The 20251-nt window shown below is 75.1% G+C and carries 19 protein-coding genes; 6 read left to right on the forward strand and 13 right to left on the reverse strand.

Translation table 11 applies throughout. The features are described 5' to 3' along the window. Positions 1–115 precede the first annotated feature (115 nt). Together CHC04_RS10145 and CHC04_RS10150 are read left to right on the forward strand one after the other, a co-directional pair. Positions 116–1438, forward strand: coding sequence for an ATP-dependent 6-phosphofructokinase (locus CHC04_RS10145; RefSeq protein WP_089404033.1), 1323 nt, complete (start codon positions 116–118; stop codon positions 1436–1438). A gap of 107 nt (positions 1439–1545) precedes the next feature. After that, positions 1546–2085, forward strand: a complete 540-nt coding sequence (locus tag CHC04_RS10150) for a hypothetical protein (protein ID WP_089403774.1) — start codon at positions 1546–1548, stop codon at positions 2083–2085. 116 nt (positions 2086–2201) lie between these two features. Here the strand turns inward: CHC04_RS10150 and CHC04_RS10155 are convergent, their stop codons facing one another. The 11 genes from CHC04_RS10155 to iolC all read right to left on the reverse strand — a co-directional run bounded on the left by CHC04_RS10155 (position 2202) and on the right by iolC (position 14293). Then, entirely contained in the window at positions 2202–2822 is a 621-nt protein-coding gene (locus CHC04_RS10155; RefSeq protein WP_089403775.1) for a hypothetical protein, read from the reverse strand. 106 nt (positions 2823–2928) lie between these two features. After that, positions 2929–3996 (reverse strand): redoxin domain-containing protein, encoded by a 1068-nt coding sequence (locus CHC04_RS10160; protein WP_089403776.1) that lies wholly within the window; start codon positions 3994–3996, stop codon positions 2929–2931. A 145-nt stretch (positions 3997–4141) separates the two neighbouring features. Next, complete coding sequence (locus CHC04_RS10165; RefSeq protein ID WP_089403777.1) at positions 4142–4996, reverse strand: mycofactocin-coupled SDR family oxidoreductase; 855 nt, start codon at positions 4994–4996, stop codon at positions 4142–4144. 74 nt (positions 4997–5070) lie between these two features. Next, positions 5071–6570 carry a CoA-acylating methylmalonate-semialdehyde dehydrogenase gene (locus tag CHC04_RS10170; RefSeq protein ID WP_089403778.1) on the reverse strand — a complete coding sequence of 500 codons (1500 nt, stop codon included), beginning with the start codon at positions 6568–6570 and terminating at the stop codon, positions 5071–5073. A gap of 11 nt (positions 6571–6581) precedes the next feature. Then, complete coding sequence (locus CHC04_RS10175) at positions 6582–7457, reverse strand: sugar phosphate isomerase/epimerase family protein (RefSeq protein WP_089403779.1); 876 nt, start codon at positions 7455–7457, stop codon at positions 6582–6584. Next, entirely contained in the window at positions 7454–8536 is a 1083-nt protein-coding gene (locus tag CHC04_RS10180; RefSeq protein WP_245817098.1) for a Gfo/Idh/MocA family protein, read from the reverse strand. Before CHC04_RS10180 ends, CHC04_RS10175 begins: the two co-directional genes overlap by 4 nt. Beyond that, the gene (locus tag CHC04_RS10185; RefSeq protein WP_089403780.1) at positions 8533–9489 is read right to left on the reverse strand and encodes a sugar phosphate isomerase/epimerase family protein; all 957 of its coding nucleotides are present in this window, start codon (positions 9487–9489) and stop codon (positions 8533–8535) included. The genes CHC04_RS10180 and CHC04_RS10185 overlap by 4 nt, the downstream gene beginning before the upstream one ends. 25 nt (positions 9490–9514) lie before the next feature. After that, a complete protein-coding gene (gene iolD / locus CHC04_RS10190) occupies positions 9515–11452 on the reverse strand; it encodes a 3D-(3,5/4)-trihydroxycyclohexane-1,2-dione acylhydrolase (decyclizing) (protein WP_089403781.1) in 1938 nt (645 codons plus the stop codon). Next, a complete protein-coding gene (gene iolB / locus CHC04_RS10195) occupies positions 11449–12369 on the reverse strand; it encodes a 5-deoxy-glucuronate isomerase (protein WP_089403782.1) in 921 nt (306 codons plus the stop codon). Before iolB ends, iolD begins: the two co-directional genes overlap by 4 nt. A 3-nt stretch (positions 12370–12372) precedes the next feature. Then, the gene (locus tag CHC04_RS10200; protein ID WP_217897284.1) at positions 12373–13317 is read right to left on the reverse strand and encodes a class I fructose-bisphosphate aldolase; all 945 of its coding nucleotides are present in this window, start codon (positions 13315–13317) and stop codon (positions 12373–12375) included. Further along, complete coding sequence (gene iolC, locus CHC04_RS10205) at positions 13310–14293, reverse strand: 5-dehydro-2-deoxygluconokinase (RefSeq protein WP_217897285.1); 984 nt, start codon at positions 14291–14293, stop codon at positions 13310–13312. The genes CHC04_RS10200 and iolC overlap by 8 nt, the downstream gene beginning before the upstream one ends. Before the next feature lie 199 nt (positions 14294–14492). Between iolC and CHC04_RS10210 the strand changes: the two genes are divergently transcribed. Together CHC04_RS10210 and CHC04_RS10215 are read left to right on the forward strand one after the other, a co-directional pair. Continuing rightward, a complete protein-coding gene (locus CHC04_RS10210) occupies positions 14493–15230 on the forward strand; it encodes a GntR family transcriptional regulator (RefSeq protein WP_089403783.1) in 738 nt (245 codons plus the stop codon). Positions 15231–15428: 198 nt separating this feature from the next. After that, a complete protein-coding gene (locus tag CHC04_RS10215; protein WP_089403784.1) occupies positions 15429–15821 on the forward strand; it encodes a tautomerase family protein in 393 nt (130 codons plus the stop codon). Between the two features lie 181 nt (positions 15822–16002). Here CHC04_RS10215 and CHC04_RS10220 read toward each other — a convergent pair whose 3' ends face one another. Continuing rightward, entirely contained in the window at positions 16003–17226 is a 1224-nt protein-coding gene (locus CHC04_RS10220; RefSeq protein WP_176449929.1) for an FUSC family protein, read from the reverse strand. Between the two features lie 298 nt (positions 17227–17524). Here CHC04_RS10220 and CHC04_RS10225 point away from each other — a divergent pair, with 298 nt between their 5' ends. Further along, positions 17525–18979, forward strand: a complete 1455-nt coding sequence (locus CHC04_RS10225) for a sugar porter family MFS transporter (RefSeq protein WP_089403786.1) — start codon at positions 17525–17527, stop codon at positions 18977–18979. 81 nt (positions 18980–19060) lie between these two features. Here CHC04_RS10225 and CHC04_RS10230 read toward each other — a convergent pair whose 3' ends face one another. Beyond that, positions 19061–19492, reverse strand: a complete 432-nt coding sequence (locus CHC04_RS10230; protein WP_089403787.1) for a hypothetical protein — start codon at positions 19490–19492, stop codon at positions 19061–19063. Between the two features lie 86 nt (positions 19493–19578). Here CHC04_RS10230 and CHC04_RS10235 point away from each other — a divergent pair, with 86 nt between their 5' ends. Then, a complete protein-coding gene (locus CHC04_RS10235) occupies positions 19579–20241 on the forward strand; it encodes an MBL fold metallo-hydrolase (RefSeq protein ID WP_217897287.1) in 663 nt (220 codons plus the stop codon). The last annotated feature ends 10 nt before the right edge of the window (positions 20242–20251 follow it).

The raw sequence follows: 20251 nt of genomic DNA on the forward strand, positions 1-20251 counted from the left end.
GGCCCCTGCACCGGGGCCGTTCCAGCAGGTCACCGGTCACGGATTCGACATGACGTCCTGACGACCGGGGTGCCGCGCGCGGGGACCCGGCACCGGTGTGGGACCGTTCTCCCCCGTGATCGGACACGAGGACCTCGCCGTGCGGACCCTGGGTCCGTGCCGCATCGACTCACCGCTGGCCGAGCGGCTCGCGTCGCGGGAGACGACGCAGCACTCGGTGGTGGAGGAGGACCGGATCCTCTTCGACGACACCATCTCCATGGCCGGCGCCCGCGGACTGCCGGTCGAGCAGCTGCCCAGCCTGGAGCCCGGCGGGCCGCGCAAGCGCATCTACTTCGACCCGGCCAAGACCCGGGTCGGCATCGTCACCTGCGGCGGGCTGTGCCCCGGCCTCAACGACGTCATCCGCGGGCTGGTGCTGGAGCTGAGCCGGCACTACGGCGTGCGGCGCATCGTCGGGTTCCGCAACGGCTACCGCGGCTTCATCCCGCACTACGGCGAGGACGTCGTCGACCTCACCCCCGAGGTGGTCCAGCACATCGACGACGAGGGCGGCACGATCCTCGGCACCTCCCGGGGGCTGCAGGACCCCGAGGAGATCGTCGACGCGCTCGAGCGCCTCAACATCAACATCCTGTTCGTCGTCGGCGGTGACGGCACCATCCGCGGCGCCATGGAGGTCGTGCGGGTCATCGGCGAGCGCGGCCTGAAGGTCGCCGTCGTCGGCATCCCGAAGACGATCGACAACGACATCCCCTACATCGACCAGAGCTTCGGCTTCCAGACCGCCATGGCCGAGGCCACCAAGTCCATCCACGCCGCCAGCGTCGAGGCCCGCTCGGCGCCCGGCGGGGTCGGGCTGGTCAAGCTGATGGGCCGGCACTCGGGCTTCATCGCCTGCTACTCGGTGCTGGCCAAGGACGACGCCGACTACGTGCTCATCCCCGAGGTGCCCTTCGCGCTGCACGGCGAGCGCGGCTTCCTCGAGCACCTGCGCCGCCGGGTCGAGGACCGCGGGCACGCCGTCGTCGTGGTGGCCGAGGGCGCCGGGCAGGAGCACATCGAGGAGCACGAGCCCGGCCGCGACGCCTCGGGCAACGTGCGGCTGGGCGACGTCGGCCGGCTGCTGCGCCGGCTGATCTGCGAGCACCTGGACCGGGCCGGGGTGGAGAACAACGTCCGCTACTTCGACCCGAGCTACGCCATCCGCAGCGTGCCGGCCAACCCCTACGACAGCGCCTACTGCCTGCGCCTGGCGCACGCCGCGGTGCACGCGGCGATGGCCGGCCGCACCGAGGTGATCGTCGCCCGCCGGCGGCGGCGGTTCGTGCACATCCCGATGCCCCTGGCGGTCAGCCGCCGCAACCACGTCGACCCGCTCGGCGACCTGTGGATGTCGGTGCTGGAGGCCACCGGTCAGCCGGTCCGCTTCGAGTAGCCCTCACCCGGGCGGGTGGGACCGCGGCACTCGGCTGTGCCGCGGCCGCGAGGCTGCCGAAGGTCCGGTGTCAGCTGCAGACACCCGACGACAGGACGGCCAGCCCCATGACGTCGCCCACGAGGAGCACCCCGCTCCGCCGCGGCCGGTCCCGCGCGCTGCGGATCGCCGCCACCGCGGCGGTCGGCGCCGTCGTCGCGCTGACCCCCGGCACGGCCGGCGCGGCACCGAACCGCTCCGCCCCGCCCGACGTCGTCCCGGTCGTCGACTGCGTCGCCCGGCACGGCGACGGCAGCTGGACGGCGGTGTTCGGCTACGACAACCGGACCGGCGCGACCGTCGACATCCCCGTCGGGCCGGCCAACAAGGTGACACCCACCGGCTACGGCGCCCCGCAGCCGACCCGCTTCGCCCCCGGCCTGCGGCGCGGCGTGTTCTCGGTGACGGTGACCGGCGGCGGCGGGCCGATGTGGCACCTGGGCAGCACCAACCTGTCCGCCCGCACGACCGACACCGCCTGCCCGCCGTCGACCCAGATGCCGGCCGACGGCAACGGGACCGGTGCGGCCATCGGCGTGGCCGTGGCCGCCGGCGTCGGTGCGGTGCTGCTGCGCCGCAGCCGCCGCACGGTCCCCGCCGCCGGCTGACCGCCCCGCGGACCGGCGCACGGGGGCCGGTCCGCGGGTGGTGTGCGCCCGTGGCGGCCACCGCACCGCCCGGCACGCGTGCGCCGGTCCGGCCGTGTGGCCGGCTCGTCCGCGGGTCAGGAGACGCGGACGAACTCCCGTCCGTCCCAGTGCCAGCGCACGGTGATCGGCAGCGACGGGCCGCTGGCGTGGGAGTCCTCCGGCGCGTAGGCCCGCATCGCGGCGACGATGTCGCCGTCCTGCACGGACAGCCCGGCCGGGTCGTAGAGCGGCGGCAGGATCGTCCCCTCGCGCAGCGTCCGCGGGCTGGGCAGCAGGCCGAGCCGTTCGCCGGACGCGGCGAACACCTGCACCTCCTCGAGGGTGCCGTTGGACGGCTGCGGGGAGCACTGCAGCAGCACGACCGCGTCCGGTTCGCCGTCCCCGTCGACGTCGCCTCGGGCCTCGGCCGCCAACCGGATCTCGTAGTGGTCGTAGTACGGGGGCCGGCTCCCGTCGGCGGGCACCTCCGCAGCCCCGCCGGTGAGCGTCGCGGGGATGCCCTCCGGGACGATCCCGTCGCACGTCACGCGGTAGGTGGCAGCACGGCGGTCGGACGCCGCCGCCGGAGAACCGGTGGTGGCCGCACCGCCGCCCGTGGCGGCGCAGCCGGCCAGCACGCACGCCGCCAGGCTCGCGGCCAGGAGTCCGGCCGGTGTCGACCGCCGGGGCCCCGGCACCGTCCACGACAGCGACATCGGCCCATCCCCCTCGGCCGGTAGCGCGCGGGGATGTCCCCCGTCCCCGAGCGTGCCACCGGAAGACGCGGTCGGCGGCGTCCGACGGCGTCCCGTGCTGCCGGGCTCAGCCGAAGGTGAAGGCGTAGATCCCGGCGCCCGGGTCGAGGAACTCGATCTCCGCGGTGGCGTCGGTGACCGCGCCCCGCCGCCGCAGCAGCTGGTACAGCCGCGGCTCGGTGACCACGCCCTCGCCGGAGGCGTCGACGTCCTCCCCGGAGTCGGCCCCCGGCGGGCGGCCGTCGAGGCGCACGCGGATGCGCGCGCTCCCGCCGGCCGGCGGCGCCACGACCAGGTGCAGGTCCCGGGCGTGGAAGCGGCAGGTCAGCCGCCCGCCCGGGTCCTCGACGACCGAGGACTCGCGGCCGATCGTCCACGCGCCCGCCAGCGCCCAGTGCCCGGAGCGCATCCGCGCGGGCGTGGCGTAGACGTGCGCCCGGTCGGCGACCAGCCGGCCCGGGGAGGCGAACCCGGTGGTCCGGTCGTAGCCGAGGTAGTTCTCCGCCGAGCGCAGCGTGTCCCAGTCGGCGGGCGCCTCCACGCCGCGGGCGTCGACCGGCACCGGCTCGGGCCCGAGGTCACCGGCCCCGGCCTCGGTGAGCAGCCGCCGCAGCACCGACTCGGTCTCCTCGTAGCCGCCCTCCCCGAAGGCGTGGTGGCGCAGCCGCCCCTCGGCGTCGACCAGGTACAGGGCCGGCCAGAAGTGGTTGTGGAAGGACCGCCACACCACGAAGTGGGAGTCGACGGCGACGGGGTAGCGGATCGAGCGGGCCTCGACGGCGCGGCGGACCTCGGTGACGTCGTGCTCGAAGGAGAACTCCGGCGAGTGCACGCCGACGACGACCAGGCCCGCGTCGCGCCAGGCCTCCTCCCACGCGCGCACGTAGGGGAGCTGGCGCAGCCAGTTGATGCACGTGAGGGTCCAGAAGTTGACCGCGACGACGCGGCCGCGCAGGTCGGCGCCGGTCAGCGGTGGGGAGTTGACCCAGTCGGTGGCGCCGTCGAGGGAGAAGTCGGCCCCGACCGCCCACCGCGCGTCCTCGCCGTCGTCGGGCCCGCGGTCCTCGGCCCGGGGGGCGTCGCTCTGGAGGAGCCGCTCGAGGCGGCGGGTGGTGGGCAGGTGGTCGGAGGCCATGGCCGGGGTTCCTCTCCGGTGCGCAGGGTGCCGGTGCCCCACCCTCGGCGCCCGGGCGGGCCGCTCGCGCCCGTGAGGCACCCTGGCCCGCTGCCGGGTCCGGGGGCCGGCCGCCGCGTCCGGGGCACGGCGGCCGGCCGGCGGGTCAGCGCAGCACGACGCCGGCGTCGACCCGCAGCTCCAGCCCGGTGATGTAGCGGGCGTCGTCGGAGGCGAGGAACCGCAGCGCGGCCGAGGTGTCGCGGGTCTCCATCCAGCCGATGGGGAGCACGTGCTGCGGCCGGGAGGCGATCTCGTACTCCTCGTCGGTCGGCGCGGGGTTGTCCGGGAGGAAGAGCCGCTTGTTGGTCTCGGTCATGTAGATCGCCGTGTTGACGTTGGTCGGCGACAGCGCGTTGACCCGGATGGAGTGCGGGCCGAGCTCGGCGGCCATCGGCTTGAGCATCCCCACCAGCGCCGTCTTGGCCGCCACGTAGTGGGTGATGTTCGGGAAGCCCTTCGTGGCCCCCGCCGAGGCGACCATGGTGATCGAGCCGCCGCGGCCGCCCCGGATCATCGCGGGCGTGGCCGCGCGCACGGTGTGCCAGACCCCGGTGAGGTCGGTGTCGACGGTGTCCTTCCACTCCTGCAGGCCGATCTCCCAGAACGGCCCGGCGCCGCAGCAGATCCCCGCGTTGGCCACCACGACGTCGACCCGGCCGAACTCGGCCAGGCCCTTGGCCAGCACGGCCTCGACCGAGGCGTAGTCGCGGGCGTCGGCCCGCTCGGCGACCATCCGGCGCCCGGTGGCCTCGACCAGGGCGCGGGTCTCCTCCAGGTCGGCCTTGGTGGCCATGGGGGTGCTGGCGCCGGGGATGTCCTCGCAGATGTCGAAGCCGATGACGTCGGCGCCCTCCGTGGCGAGGTCGACGGCGAACTGCCGGCCCTGCCCGCGCCCGGCTCCGCTGATGAAGGCGACCCGGCCCGCGAAGCGGTGGGGGTCGAACGCCGTGAAGGCCATGTCCTGTCCTGTTCCTCGTCTCTGCGGGTGGGGGAGCCGCTGCCGGTGGGGGGCCCGCCGGCAGCGGCGCGGGGTCAGGCGTTCTGCGGGAAGCCGAGGTTGAGGCCGCCGTGGCTGGGGTCGAGCCAGCGGGAGGTGACGACCTTGCCGCGGGTGAAGAAGTGCACGCCCTCGGCGCCGTGGGCGTGGGAGTCGCCGAAGAGGCTGTTCTTCCACCCGCCGAAGGAGTAGTAGGCCATCGGCACCGGGATGGGCACGTTGATGCCGATCATCCCGACCTCCACCTCGTGCTGGAAGCGCCGGGCGGCGCCGCCGTCGTTGGTGAAGATCGCCGTGCCGTTGCCGTACTCGTTGCGGTTGATCAGCCCGACGGCGTCGTCGTAGGTGTCGACCCGCAGCACCGACAGCACCGGGCCGAAGATCTCGTCGGTGTAGACGCTCATGTGCGGCTCGACGTGGTCCACGAGCGTCGGCCCGAGCCAGAAGCCGTCCTCGGCGCCGTCGGGCTGCACCTGCCGGCCGTCGACGACGACCTTCGCGCCCTCCTGCTCGCCGGCCTCGACGTAGGACTCGACGCGGTCGCGGTGCCTGCGGCTGATCAGCGGGCCCATGTCGCAGCCCTTGCGGCCGTCGCCGGTGCGCAGCGTGCGGGTGCGCTCGGCGATGCGGGCGACCAGGTCGTCGCCGATGCCGCCGACGGCGAGCACCGCGCTGATGGCCATGCACCGCTCGCCGGCGGAGCCGAAGCCGGAGTTGACCGCCTGGTCGGCGGCCAGGTCGAGGTCGGCGTCGGGCAGCACGACCATGTGGTTCTTCGCCCCGCCGAGGGCCTGCACCCGCTTGCCGTGCCGGGTGCCGGTCTCGTAGACGTACTTGGCGATCGCCGTGGAGCCGACGAAGGACACCGCCTTGACGTCGGGGTGCTCCAGCAGCCGGTCGACGGCGACCTTGTCGCCCTGCGCGACGTTGAACACGCCGTCGGGCAGGCCGGCCTCCTTCCACAGCTCGGCCATCCACAGCGCCGCCGACGGGTCCTGCTCGCTGGGCTTGAGCACGACGGTGTTGCCGGTGGCGATGGCGATGGGGAAGAACCACATCGGGACCATCGCGGGGAAGTTGAACGGGCTGATCACGGCGACCGGCCCGAGCGGCTGGCGGATGGAGAACACGTCGACGTTGGTGGAGGCGTTCTCGGTGAACCCGCCGCGGACGAGCGAGGGGACGCCGCAGGCGTACTCGACGACCTCCTGGCCGCGGGAGACCTCGCCGAGGGCGTCGTCGAGGACCTTGCCGTGCTCGGCGGTGATGATCGCGGCCAGCTCGGGCTTGCGGGCGTTGAGCAGCTCGCGGAAGCGGAACAGCACCGCGGTGCGCTTGGCCAGCGAGGTGTCCCGCCAGCGGGGGAAGGCGGCGACGGCGGCGGCGACGGCGGCGTCGACCTCCTCGGTCGAGGCGAGGGCGACCTCGCCGAGCACCTCGCCGGTGGCCGAGTCGGTCACCTCGCCGGTGCGGCCGCTGGTGCCCTCGCGGCGGGCGCCGTCGATCCAGTGCGGGATGTGCGTGGTCGTGGTCATGGGGGTGCTCCTCAGGTGAGGGTGCCGTCGGGGAAGTGCTTGGTGACCAGCTCGCGGATGGCGCCGAGCATGCGGGTGCCCGACTCGCGGGCCTGGTCGTCCCAGCCGAAGACGCAGGTGGTCAGGACGCCGTCGAAGCCGATCCCGGCGAGGGCGGCGAAGGCCTCGTCGAAGTCGACGTCGCCGCGCCCGATCTCCATGTGCTGGTGGACGCGGGTGGTGTTGCCCGGCGGGTTGGTGATGTAGCGCAGCCCGTCGGAGGCGCGGTGGTCCATCGAGTCGGCGACGTGCACGTGGGTGAGCAGGTCACCGGCGGCGGCGATGATGCCGGGGGCGTCGTCGCCCTGGTGGAAGGTGTGCGGCGTGCAGTAGAGGAAGGACACGCACGGGCTGTCGATGCCGCGGATGGCGTCGACCGCGGGCCGGCCGAGCTCGATGAAGTCGTCGGGGTGCGGCTCGAGGGCGAGCTTGAGCCCCTCCCGCTCCAGGAGCGGGAGCAGCTCCTCCATGGAGCGCCAGAACATCGCCTCGGCGAGCTCGGGCGCCTCGGGGCGGCCGTTGAACTCGCTGTTGAGCGTGTCGACGCCGAGCTCGACGCAGATCTCGACGGCGCGGCGCCAGTAGCGCACCGCCGCCTGCCGCTCGACCTCACCGGGCCCGGACCAGCGCATCACCGGCAGCAGCGAGGTGACGCCGACGCCGGCGTCGGCGAGCCGGCTCTTGAACGCCCGCACGGTGGCGGTGTCCACCCGGGGGTGCTTGAAGAACGGGACGAAGTCCTCGCGGGGCGAGAGCTCGATCCACTCGTAGCCCATGCCGGCCACCACGTCGGGCAGCTCCAGCAGGGGTGTGGTCCGCAGCATCTGCGGGTCCAGCGCGATCCTCATGACGGGGTTCCTCCTCGCGACTCCATCCGGACCTCGGTGCGCCGGCCGGTGCGCAGCGCCTCCACCCCCGCGGCGCAGACCGCCTGCGCCGCGTAGCCGTCCCACGCGCCGGGGCCGTCGACGTCGCCCCGCCGGGCGGCGTCCACCCAGCGCTGCACCTCGACGTCGTAGGCGAGGCCGAAGCGCTCGCGGAAGCCGGGGGTGACCGCGGTGCCGCGGACCGCGCCGCCCGGTCCGGCGGACTGCCGGACCGGGCCGTGCGGCAGGCCGATCACCGCGCTGCCGTCCTCGCCGACGACCTCGGTGCGCACCTCGTAGGCCAGGCCGGTGCTGACGAAGCACTCGACGTCGACCAGCCGGCCGCCGGTGGTCTCCAGGAGCACCAGCAGCGGGTCCGACAGCGCCTCGGCGGCGTGCCGGGTCGACCGCGGGGTCAGGACGGTGACCGCGGCGATCTCCTCGCCGAGCAGGAACCGGGCGACGTCGACCTCGTGCACCACGGAGTCGTTGACGATCGACTCGGTGGTGACCCCCGGCGGGACGGCGGGGTTGCGGTGCGCGCAGTGCACCAGCAGGGGCTCGCCGAGCCCGCCGGAGGCGACCAGCTCGCGCAGCGCGGCGTACTCGGGGTCGAAGCGGCGCATGAACCCGACCTGCACCAGCCGCCGGCCGGTGCGCGCGGTGTGGGCGTCCTCGGCGCGGACGATCTGCAGGGAGCTGGCGGCGTCCATGGTCAGCGGCTTCTCGCACAGCACCGGGATCCCGCGCTCGATGCAGGCCAGCACCTGCTCCTCGTGGAACCGGCCGGGCGTGGCGATGACGACCGCGTCGACGTCCGGGTCGGCGATCGCGGCCAGCGGGTCGGGGACCACGCGACAGCCGGGCACCTCGGCGGCGACCTGGTCGGCGCGCTCGGTGGCCGCGTCGGTGACGACGGCCACGCGGGCGCCGGAGACCCGGCGGGTCAGCCGGGCGACGTGGTCGGCGCCCATGAGCCCGACGCCGAGCACGGCGACGCGCAGCTCCGCCGGGGCCGCCCCGGCCGCGGGGGAGGCGGGGAGGACCTCGGTCGCCGTCACGCCGGCTCCTGCACGGGGGTGCGGGGGCGGCCGATCTCCAGCGAGGGCAGCCCGCAGGAGCCGATGAGGCGGTGGGTGCGCTGCGCGATGGGGAGGGGGACGTCGGGCGGGCAGGGGTAGAGGTCGTGCTCGACGATGGCGAACACGTCCAGGCCCAGCCGGTCGACCTCCGCCAGCAGCGGCGGGAGGTCGGGCACCCCGTGCGGCGGCTCGATCATGGCGCCGAGCTGCACGGCCTGCGGGAACGGGACGTCCTCGGCGTGCACCCGCTCGATGACGGCGGGGTCGACCTGCTTGAGGTGCAGGTAGCCGATCCGCTCGGGGTGGCGGCGGATCAGGTCGAGGTTGTCGCCGCCGTAGTAGCTGACGTGGCCGGTGTCCAGGCACAGCGGCACGTACCGCGGGTCGGTCTCGGCGAGGAAGCGCTCGATGTCGGGCTGGCGCCCGACGTGGCTGTCGGCGTGCGGGTGGAAGGCGATGGACAGGCCGTACTCCTCCTGCACCGCCCGGCCGAGCCGGTCCAGGCCCGCGGCCAGGCGCGCCCAGGCCTCGGCGGTCAGCTCGCGGGGCTCGACGGCCTCCCCGGTCCGGTGGTCGCGCCACACGTCGGGGATGACCACCACGTGGGTGCCGCCCATGGCGGCGGTGAGCGTGGCGACGTCGCCGACCTGGCGCCACACGTCGTCCCAGGAGTCGGGGCGGTGCAGGTGCTCGAACACGGTCCCGGCCGAGACGCGCAGGCCGCGGGCGGCCAGCTCCTCGCCCAGCCGGGCGGGGTCGGTGGGCAGGTAGCCGTACGGGCCGAGCTCGATCCACTCGTAGCCGGCGGCGCTGACCTCGTCGAGAAAGCGCGGCCAGGGGACCTGCCGGGGGTCGTCGGGGAACCAGACGCCCCACGAGTCGGGTGCCGACCCGACGCGGATGCGGGCGCCTCCGGGCTGCTGCACGGTCATGTCTTGCTCTCCTCGGAGGGGGTGCTCAGGAACGCTCGGACGGCGTCAGGTACGGGTGCTGGCGGGCCTTCCACTGCTCGTAGACGGCGCGGGCCCGCTGCGTGGACTCGAGGGTGGAGACCTCGCTGACCGGCACGTCCCACCACGACTCGCTGGAGGGGGCGTCGACGAGCGGGTCGGTCTCGACGTGGACGACGGTGGTGCGGTCCGACGCCTTCGCCTTGCGCAGCGCCGCCTCCAGGCCGGGCCCGTCGTGGGCGGTGAGGACGTCGACGCCGAGGCTGGCGGCGTTGGCCGCCAGGTCCACCGGCAGCAGGCCGCCCTCGAGCCGGCCGTTGCCGGCGCGGGCGCGGTAGCGGGTGCCGAACCGCTGGGAGCCCAGCTGCTCCGACAGCGCGCCGATCGAGGCGAAGCCGTGGTTCTGCACCAGGACGACGACGATCTTGACGCCCTCCTGCACGGCGGTGACCAGCTCGGTCGGCATCATCAGGTAGGAGCCGTCGCCGATCATGACGAAGACGTCGCGGTCGGGGGCGGCCATCCGGATGCCGATGCCGCCGGGGATCTCGTAGCCCATGCACGAGTAGCCGTACTCGACGTGGTAGCCCTTCGGGTCGCGGACCCGCCACATCTTGTGCAGGTCGCCGGGCATGGAGCCGGCGGCGCAGACCACCACGTCGCGGGGCGCGGACACCTCGTTGACCAGCCCGATGACCTCGTTCTGGGTGAGCCGGCCGCCCTCGCCGGCGCTGGGCACCTCCGGGTGGTAGGCCGCCTCCACCGTCGCCTCCCAGGCGGCGGCGAGCTCGGCGGTGCGGGCCTGGTGGGCGTCGTCGGCCGACCAGCCCTCCAGGGCCCGAGTCAGCGCGGTGAGGGTGTCGCGGGCGTCGGCCTGCACCGCCACGCCGGCGTGCTTGACCGCGTCGGGGGAGGCGACGTTGACGTTGACGAAGCGGACGTCCGGGTCGCTGAAGGCGGTGCGCGAGGCGGTGGTGAAGTCCTGGTAGCGGGTGCCGATGCCGATGACGACGTCGGCGTCGCGGGCCAGGGCGTTGGCCGCCGTCGTCCCGGTGGAGCCGATGGCGCCGACCGACTGCGGGTGGTCGTAGGCCAGGGCGCCCTTGCCGGCCTGGGTCTGCGCGACGGGGACGCCGGTGGCGGTGGCGAACGCGTCGAGGGCCTCGGTGGCGTGCGAGTAGACGACGCCTCCGCCGGCGACGACCAGGGGCCGGCGGGCGGAGCGGATGACCTCGACGGCGCGGGCGAGCGCCGCGGGTTCCGGCTGGGGGCGGGCCACGTGCCAGGTGCGCTCGGCGAACAGCTCCACCGGCCAGTCGAAGGCCTCGGCCTGCACGTCCTGCGGGAAGCAGAGGGTGACCGCGCCGGTCTCGGCGGGGTCGGTGAGCACCCGCATCGCCGACAGCAGCGCGCCGGGCAGCTGCTCGGGCCGCCAGATGCGGTCGAAGTAGCGCGAGACCGGGCGGAAGGCGTCGTTGACCGTGACGTCGCCGGAGGCGGGCAGCTCCAGCTCCTGCAGCAGCGACCCGGCCGAGCGGGTGGCGAAGGTGTCGGCGGGCAGCAGCAGCACCGGCAGCCGGTTGATGGTGGCCAGCGCCGCGCCGGTGAGCATGTTGGTCGAGCCGGGCCCGACGCTGGTGGAGACCGCCCAGGTCTGCAGCCGGTCCTTGGCGCGGGCGTAGGCGACGGCGGTGTGCACCATGGCCTGCTCGTTGCGGCCGAGGACGTAGGGCAGCGCGCCGGGCTCGTCGAGCTCGGCCTGCAGCAGCGCCTGGCCGAGGCCGGCGACGTTGCCGTGGCCGAAGATGCCCAGGCAGCCGGCGAACAGCCGCTGCCGCTGCCCGTCGCGCTCGGAGTGCTGGGCGGCGAGGAAGCGCACGACCGCCTGCGAGACGGTCAGCCGGACGGTGTCGGTCCGGGCCGGGGGGTGGGACGGGGCGCTCACGGGCGGGTCGCTCCGTTCTGCTGGTGACGGGTGGGGGCGTGCAGGGGCAGGCGGGGGTCGACGTCCTGCCCGGTCCAGGAGCCGCGGACCCAGGCGTGGTCGGGGTCGTCGACGATGCGCCAGGCGCGCTCGGGGCCGGGACCGGCCATGACGTTGAGGTAGTAGAGGTCGTGGCCGGGGGCGGCGATCGATGGGCCGTGCCAGCCGTGGGGGACCAGCACGACGTCGCGGTCGCGGACCTCGGCGAGCACGTCGATCGGCCGCTCGGGGGTGCCGTACACCCGGTGGTAGGCCAGGCCGGCCTGGCCCTGCGGGCCGGGGGCGACCTCGAAGTAGTAGATCTCCTCCAGCTCGGTCTCCGCCTCGGAGGTCTCGTCGTGCTTGTGCGGCGGGTAGCTCGACCAGTTGCCGCCCGGGGTGAGGACCTCGCAGGCGATGATCGCGTCGGCCTCGAACGCCCCGGCGGTGGCGAAGTTGTTGACCTGCCGGCTGCAGGTGCCCGCGCCGCGCAGCTCCACGGGCACGCCGGCGGCCGGCCCGTACCGGACGGGCAGCCGGCGGCGGGCGCGGGCGCTGCACAGCGCGAACCGGCCGCCGTCCGCGCTGCTCAGCTCGGCGGTGCTGCCCGGCGGCAGGTAGGCGAAGTCGGTGGGCCCGGCGAAGACGCCGCTGCGGCCGGCCAGGCGGAGCACCTCCCCGTCGCAGGTCACCGTCGCCCCGCCCTGCAGGGGGACGACGAGGACCTCGTCGGGTCCGGTGTCGAGCACGTGGCGGCCCCCGGCGGGCAGGTCGAGCACGCGCAGGCCGGAGCGGGTCCAGCCGGCCGACTCGGGCGTGACCTCGACGGCGTAGTCACCGGCGGCGGCGCTGCCGGCGGGCAGGTGCAGCGAGCGGGTGTCCGGGCTGGTGGCGGTCACGGGTCAGCCCTGGTGCACGAGGGAGACGGCGGTGTCCACCGCGGCCTCGACGTCGTCGCCGGGCGGGTAGAGCAGCGTCCGGCCCACGACCAGGCCGCGCACCGAGGGCAGGGCGAGCGCGTCGCGCCACTGCGCGTAGGTCTCCTCCGGGCGGCGGGAGGGGTCCCCGCCCAGCAGCAGGGTGGGCAGCGTGGTGGCGTCCATGACCCGCGCCATCTCCTCGACCACCGGCAGCTTGAGCCAGGTGTAGGCCGAGGTCGCGCCGAGGCCCTGGGCGATGTGCACGCTCCTGATGACCGCGTCGGGGGAGAGGTCGTTGACCACCCGGCCGTCCACCCGGCGGGACAGGAACGGCTCGAGCATGGCGACCACCCCGGCGCGGGCGAGCTCGGTCACCGCCCGGCCGGCGGCCTCCAGGGAGGCCACGGTGCCGGGGTCGTCGAGGTCGAAGCGGTTGAGCATCTTGGCCGCGTCGAAGCGGGCCTCGACCACGCCGCGCACGTCGTAGGCGGTCATCCGGTCGTCCATCTCGAAGACCGAGCCGGCCAGCCCACCGCGGTTCATCGAGGCGACGACGACCTTGTCCTCCAGGGCGCCGAGGAGCAGCAGGTCCTCGGCGACGTCGGCGGTGGCCAGCAGGCCGTCGACGCCGGGGCGGGCGAGCGCGGTGCGCAGCCGGTCCAGCATCTCGGTGCGGCTGTTCATCGCCGTGGCGCGGCCCTGGGCGGCCAGCGCGCCGCGGGCGGGGTGGTCGGCGGCGACGAGCATCAGCCGGCCGTCGGCGGGGAGGAACGCCGGGCGCCGGCGGCGGGCGGCCAGCGCCTCGCCGATCGCCTCGGGCCGCCGGCTGCGCAGCTCGGTGACCTCCGCGTAGGTCCGGCACGGCGGTGTGCCGGTCCCGAGGTCGGGCAGGTCGAGGCCGGTGCCGGAGAGGGCGGTGTCAGACACGGGTGTCCTCCAGTCGGGGGGCGTGCGCGGCGGCGTGGGCGGCGAGGTGGGCGGCGACCTCGCCGGCGGTGGGCATCGCGGTCGAGCACTCCAGCCGCGAGGCGACGATCGCCCCGGCGGCGTTGGCGTTGGCCAGCACCTGCTCCAGCGGCAGGCCGGCGAGCAGGCCGTGCACGAGCGAGCCGCCGAAGGCGTCGCCGGCACCGAGCCCGTTGACGACCTCCACCGGCGTGGGCGGGACGACGACCCGCTCGGTGCGCGTCTTGCCGAGCACCCCGCGCGGTCCCTGCTTGACGACGGCGAGCTCCAGCCCGGCGTCGAGCAGGGCGTCGGCGGCGCGGTCGGGGTCGGTCTCGCCGGTGGCCACCTCGCACTCCTCGCGGTTGCCGACGGCCACGGTGACGTGCGGCAGCGCCGCGCGCACCTGGTCGGCGGCCTCCTCCCGGGAGGACCAGAACACCGGCCGGTAGTCGAGGTCGAGGACGGTGTGCCGGCGCCGGCCGCGGGCGGCCCACGCGGCGTGGTGGGCGGCGCGGGAGGGCTCCTCGGACAGGCCGGTGACCGTCGTCCACAGCAGCCGGGCCTCCCGGACGGCGGCGGGGTCGACGTCCGAGGGCCGGATCTGCAGGTCCGGAGCGGTGGGCCGGCGGTAGAAGTAGAGGGGGAAGTCGTCGGGCGGGAAGAGCTCGCAGAAGGTGACCGGCGTCGGGTGCTCGCCGTCGACGACGACGAACCGGTCGTCGACGCCCAGGTCGCGCAGCGCCCGGCGGACGAAGCGGCCGAAGGGGTCGTCGCCGACACCGGTGACCAGCGCGACGTCGGCACCGAGGCGGGCGGCGGCGACGGCGACGTTCGCGGCGCTGCCGCCCAGGTACTTGCCGAAGGTCTCCACGTCCTCGAGGCCGACCCCGGTCTGCAGCGGGTAGACGTCGACGCCGCTGCGGCCCATCACCACCACGTCGGGTGCTGTCTGCACGGTGCTGCTCCGTCCCTGTGCGTCGGCTGCGGTGTAGCGACTGTGCGCCACCGCACACGACCGCGTCAAGACTTTGTCAGGACATAACGACAGCAGGATGTGATCACCGACCTGCCCCTCCGAGGTGACGCCGGGGCCGGTGCGGCGATGGGAGGATGCGGGGGCGCCGTCCCGCCGGCGCCCCCACGAGGAGGACCAGGTGGCCGTCACGCCGAGCTTCGACATCGACCGCTCGAGCCCGACCCCGCTGTACTTCCAGCTGTCGCAGGCCATCGAGCGCGCCATCGCCGAGGGCGACCTGCCGGCCGGGTCGAAGCTGGAGAACGAGATCCTGCTCGCCCAGTCCTACGGGCTGTCCCGCCCCACCGTCCGCCGCGCCGTGCAGGAGCTCGTCGACAAGGGCCTGCTGGTGCGCAAGCGCGGCGTCGGCACCCAGGTCATCCAGCCGCACGTGCGCCGCTCGGTCGAGCTCACCAGCCTCTACGACGACCTGGCCCGCAGCGGCGAGGCGCCGTCGACGGAGGTCCTCTCGCTGGAGCGCGTGCCCGCGCCGGCCGACGTCGCCTCGGAGCTCGACCTCGCCGCCGGTGAGGAGGTCGTCGCGCTGCGCCGGCTGCGCCGCACCCGGGGCGAGCCGCTGGCGATCCTGACCAACTACCTGCCCGGGCGCTTCGAGCCCACCATGACCGACCTCGCCGAGCGCGGGCTCTACCAGTACCTGCGCTCCCAGGGCGTCCACCTGCGGGTGGCCCACCAGCGGATCGGGGCACGGCTGGCGCGCACCGACGAGGCGCGGCTGCTCGGCGAACCGCCGCGCTCGGCGCTGCTCACCATGCAGCGCACCGCCTTCGACGACAAGGGCGCCGCCGTGGAGCACGGCCGGCACGTCTACCGCGCCTCGCGCTACGACTTCGAGACGACGCTCGTCGGCCGCTGAGGGCCGGCCGGCCACCCTCGCCTCCTCTCGCTCCCACCTGCACCGACGCCGCCGCGGGCGCGTCCGTCCCGCGGCGGCGCTGCCCCCTGCCCGCGTCCGGGTTCGGATCGGGGTCTTCACAAAGTCCTAATGTCCTGACATAGTTTCTCGGCATGTGGCCGGCGTCACGCCGGCGGTCCGCCTGTCGAGGGAGCCCCCGTGCCACTGGTGCGCATCGACGTCGTCGAGGGACGGCGCAGCCCCGAGCAGCTCCGCCTGCTGGCCGACACGGTCCAGGAGGTGGTGCTCGACGTCTTCGCCGCGCCGCCCGGCGACCGCTACCAGGTGATCACCGAGCACCGCCCGGGCCAGCTCATCTGCGAGGACACCGGCCTGGGCATCGAGCGCACCGACGACCTCGTCGTGCTGCAGGTGTTCCAGCAGGGCCGCAGCGACGCGCAGAAGCGCGCCCTGTACGCGGGCCTGTGCCGGCGCCTCGGCGAGGTCACCGGCCTGGCGCCCGGCGACCTCGTCGTCTCCGTGGCCGCCAACACCCGCGCCGACTGGTCCTTCGGGCTGGGCCGGGCCCAGTTCCTCGACGGCGACCTCTGACCCCCTGCCTCTGACCCCCTGCCTCTGAACCCTGCCTCTGAACCCCTGCCCCTGAACCCTGCCCCTGGTTCCCGGGCTCCCCGCCCACCGCGTCCGCACCGGAAGGAGGGACGACGTGCCCGCACACTCCCCGGCCGGCGCCGACGGCGCCCCGCCTCCCGTACCGGCTGTGCTCCCGCCCTCAGGACGTCCGGCGGCCCCGCCGCAGCCGGTGGCCGGCCCGCAGCAGGACGCGGCCGTCCGCCGGCCGGCCGGCGACGGTCTCCGCCGACGGCCCGGGGCCGAGCTCGTCGAGCATCCGGTCGACGGTGGTCAGCAGCGCGGAGTTCAGCTCCCACAGCCCCGACCGGCTGCGCGGGTCGCCGATGAGCAGGTCGGCCACCACCTCCCGGCCGCTGGCCAGCGCCGCGAGCGCGCGGGGGAGCCGGCCGTCGCCGGGTGCGGCGGTGAGGACCCGGCCGAACTCGCGGACCACCGTGCTCATCCGGGCCAGCAGGCTCGCCGTGGTGCGGCGGACGGTGTCGGCGTACTCGGCGTCGTCCTGCACCCCGGTGCGCTCCCGGGTCGCGTCGTCGATCGCGCGGAACAGCGTGCGCAGCGAGACCGAGGTGTACTCCAGCGCGTCGAGGCCGGCGCGCATCCCGGCGGTCTCCCACGGGGAGCGCAGCGCGCGCACGTTGAGCCGGCGGCTCTCCTCGGCGTGGGTGAGCGCCCGGTCCAGCCGGGGGACGTGCCGGTTGAGCCGCCGCGCGTCCTGCAGCCAGCGCGTCGACTGCTCGGCGGTGACCGGCCCGGCGGCGAGCACGGCCGCGGCGCCGTCGAGGAGCGCGCCGATCTCCCCGGCGAAGCGCTCGACGGAGCGGACCGCGTAGCGGGTCTGCACCGCCGGAGGGAACACCACGTTGACGAGCATGCCGACCGCCGCGCCCAGCAGGGTCTCCAGGACGCGGTCGCCACCGACGGCCTCCGCCCCCGAGGCGCCCACGCCCAGCACGAGCATGGCGCTGATCGGCACCTCGACCAGGTGCGGTCCCAGCCGCAGCAGCTGGCCGACGACGATGGCCGCGGCGACCAGGGCGGCGAGGCTCCACCAGCTCAGGCCCACGACCGCGACGAACAGCACCGCCAGCGCGACCCCGGAGACCACGCTCAGCACCCGCTGCACGCCGTTGACCAGGGTGCTGCTCAAGGTGGCCTGCACGACCAGCAGCGCGGTGAGCGCGGCGATCAGCGGCGGCGGGTCCTGCAGCCCGGCGGCCTGCGCCACGAGGAACGCCGCCACCGTCGCGCCGGTCATCCGCAGCGCGCGCAGGACCGCCGACCGGCCGCGCCGGCGCACCAGCAGAGCGGCGTCGCCCACCCACTCGCGCACGGGCGCACGCCGGCTCCGGCGCCAGAAGGCCACGCGGTCATCCTCCGCGACGCCACCGGGCGCCCGCGCCCGGCTCGCCGACCGGCCCGGACCCCGTGCGCCCCGTGCACACCGCGGCCCTGTTCCGCACCGGGCGCCCACCGGTCCCTCCCGGCGCGGCGGGCCTCCCGCCCACGCGCACCCTGCGGCCGGCCCCGCGGCCGGGACCCCGACCCCGTCCCGGCCACCCGGCCGGCGCCGTGACCGCCGCCTCCTGCACCCGCCAGAGATCCACCTCCCCGCCATCCCTGCCCCCGGGGCCATGACGCCCTCCTCCCCGAAAGAGCGGCCCATGTCGATCCACTCGTCCACCCGGACGTCCAGCGGCGCCGAGCGCTCGCCGGCGCACAACCGGTTCCTCGTCAAGCTGACGGTGATCTCCACCCTCGGCGGCCTGCTGTTCGGCTACGACACCGGCGTCATCTCCGGTGCGCTCCTCTACATGAAGGAGGACCTCGCCCTCACCTCCTTCACCGAGGCCCTCGTCGTCAGCTCGCTGCTCTTCCCCGGCGCGGCGTTCGGTGCCCTGCTCGGCGGCAAGCTCGCCGACAGGCTCGGCCGCAGGGGGAGCCTGCTCGTCTGCGCCGGGCTGTTCCTCCTCGGTGCGCTCATCTGCGCCGTCGCGCCCAACGTGCCGGTCATGACCGCCGGGCGCATCCTGCTCGGCTTCGGCGTCGGTGCGGCCGCGGTGACCTGCCCGCTGTACCTCGCCGAGATGGCACCGGCCGACCGGCGCGGCCGGATGGTCACCATCAACGAGCTGATGATCGTCACCGGCCAGTTCCTCGCCTTCGCGATGAACGCCCTGCTCGACGCGATCATCAAGGACCCGCACGTGTGGCGGTGGATGCTCGGGGTCGCCACGGTGCCCGCGATCGCGCTGCTCGCCGGCATGCTCGTGCTGCCGGACTCGCCGCGCTGGTACGCCGTGCGCGGGCGGCTGCAGGACACCCGGCGCGTCCTGGACCTGAGCCGGGACCCCGCCGAGGCGGCGGAGGAGTACAACGTCATCGCCGAGCACGCCCGGCGTGACGTCGGCGAGGACAAGGGTGCCGCCCTGCGCGACCTGCGCGCCTTCCCGTGGATGCGCCGGATCCTGTGGATCGGCTGCGGGCTGGCCACGGTGCAGCAGGCCACCGGCATCAACACGGTGAACTACTACGCCCCGACCATCCTGCGCTCGACCGGGCTGGGGAACAGCGCCTCGCTCATCCTGACCATCACGGTCGGCGTGGTGGCGATCATCGGCACCGTCTTCGGGATCTGGCTGATCGGGCGGGTCAACCGCCGGCCGCTGCTGCTCACCGGGTTCACCGGGGTCGCGGCCGGGCACGCGGTGCTGTCCCTGTCGTTCCTGCTGCCGGAGACGGGCTTCCGCAGCTACCTGATCCTCGCTGCGATGCTCTTCGTCGTCTTCTTCGTGCAGACGTTCATCGGCACGCTGGTGTGGCTGCTGCTGTCGGAGATCTTCCCGATGACGATCCGCGGGTTCGCCATGGGCATCGCCGTCTTCGTGCTGTGGACGGTCAACGCGGCCATCTCCTTCGCGTTCCCGCCCCTGGTCGAGGCGCTCGGCGCCACCGCCACCTTCGGGCTCTTCGCGCTGGTCAACGTCGGCTCGCTGCTCTTCGTGACGAAGTTCGCGCCGGAGACGCGCGGGCGGACGCTCGAGGAGCTCGAGGACGACTTCCGGGCGCACTCCCCGGCCGAGGTGCGCGAGGCCCCGGTCGGCGTGCACGGCGGCTGACCGCCGGCTCCCACGGTGCCCGCCACCCCGCTCGCCGGGGTGGCGGGCACCGCCGCGTCCCGGTACCCGGTCGCCGGCGGCTCAGAGCAGCCGGGGGAGCGGGCGGACGACGAGGCGCTCCTCGACCGGCCGGCCGTCGAGGACCAGCCGGGCCCGCCAGACGCCGGAGGTGCGCAGCGGGGTGATCGGGTCGCCCCGCACCAGCCGGGCGAAGGTGTCGACGGCCTCCTCGGGCGTGGCGTACGCCTCCCACCGCGGCACCCGCTGCAGCGGCGCCAGGGACTCGATGCGGTACGGCTCCCGGGCGTCGTCGGGCGGGGGACCGGGCTCCTCCGGGACGACGGCGGACAGCCGCGGGCGGCCCAGCACGTACTTCCCGTTCCGCCGGACCCCGAGCCAGTCGTAGTGGCCGGTGGCGAGCTTCGCCCACAGCACCTCGGGCCTGCGGCACTGCTCGAGCACCGGGTACACCTGCTGACCCAGGACGACCTGGGCGTGGGAGCGGTCGGGCACCGCGCCGATGCTAGGGCCCGCGGCCGCTGCCGGCCGTGCGCCGCAGCCGGCCCCGTCCGGCCCGGGGATGCGACAGACTCGCCGGCGTGCGCGACGGGCTGCGGGAACTCGCCGACGGCGTCTGGAGCGGCCCCACGGTGCCCGGGCCGTGGATCAACCTGGTGGTCGTCGACGACGTCGTCGTCGACTCGGGGCTGCGCTGGTCCCGGCGCCGGCTGGCCGGCCTGCTGCGCGGCCGCGACGTCGCCGCGCACGTGGTCACCCACGCCCACGCCGACCACCTCGGGTCGACGGCCTGGCTGTGCGCCACGCTCGGCGCCCGGCTGGAGATGGGCTCCCGGGACGCCGACCGGTTCGAGTCCGGGCGCATCGACACGGTGACCAGCCGGGTCGGGCGGGTCGTGGCCCGGCTCGCCGAGCCCCCGCGGACCCCGGTGGACCGGCGGCTGCGCGAGGGCGACGCCGTCGGCTCCTTCCGCGTGCTGGAGGTGCCCGGCCACAGCCCCGGCAACATCGCGCTGTGGCGGGAGGCCGACCGCACCCTCGTGGTGGGTGACGCCCCGGTCAACCTGTCCCGGGACCCCGCCCGCCCGCGGTGGCTGCACCTGCCCGCGTCGCTGCACCACGACGCCGGGGAGGTCCGGCGCTCCCGGCGCCGCCTGGCGGAGCTGGAGCCGGCGCTGGTCGTGCCGGTGCACGGCCACCCGGTCCGGGACGCGGGGGCCTGGCGGCGGGCGCTGACGGCCTGACCCGCCCGCC

It is taken from the genome of Geodermatophilus saharensis (genome assembly GCF_900188205.1).
Classification (GTDB): Bacteria; Actinomycetota; Actinomycetes; order Mycobacteriales; family Geodermatophilaceae; genus Geodermatophilus; species Geodermatophilus saharensis.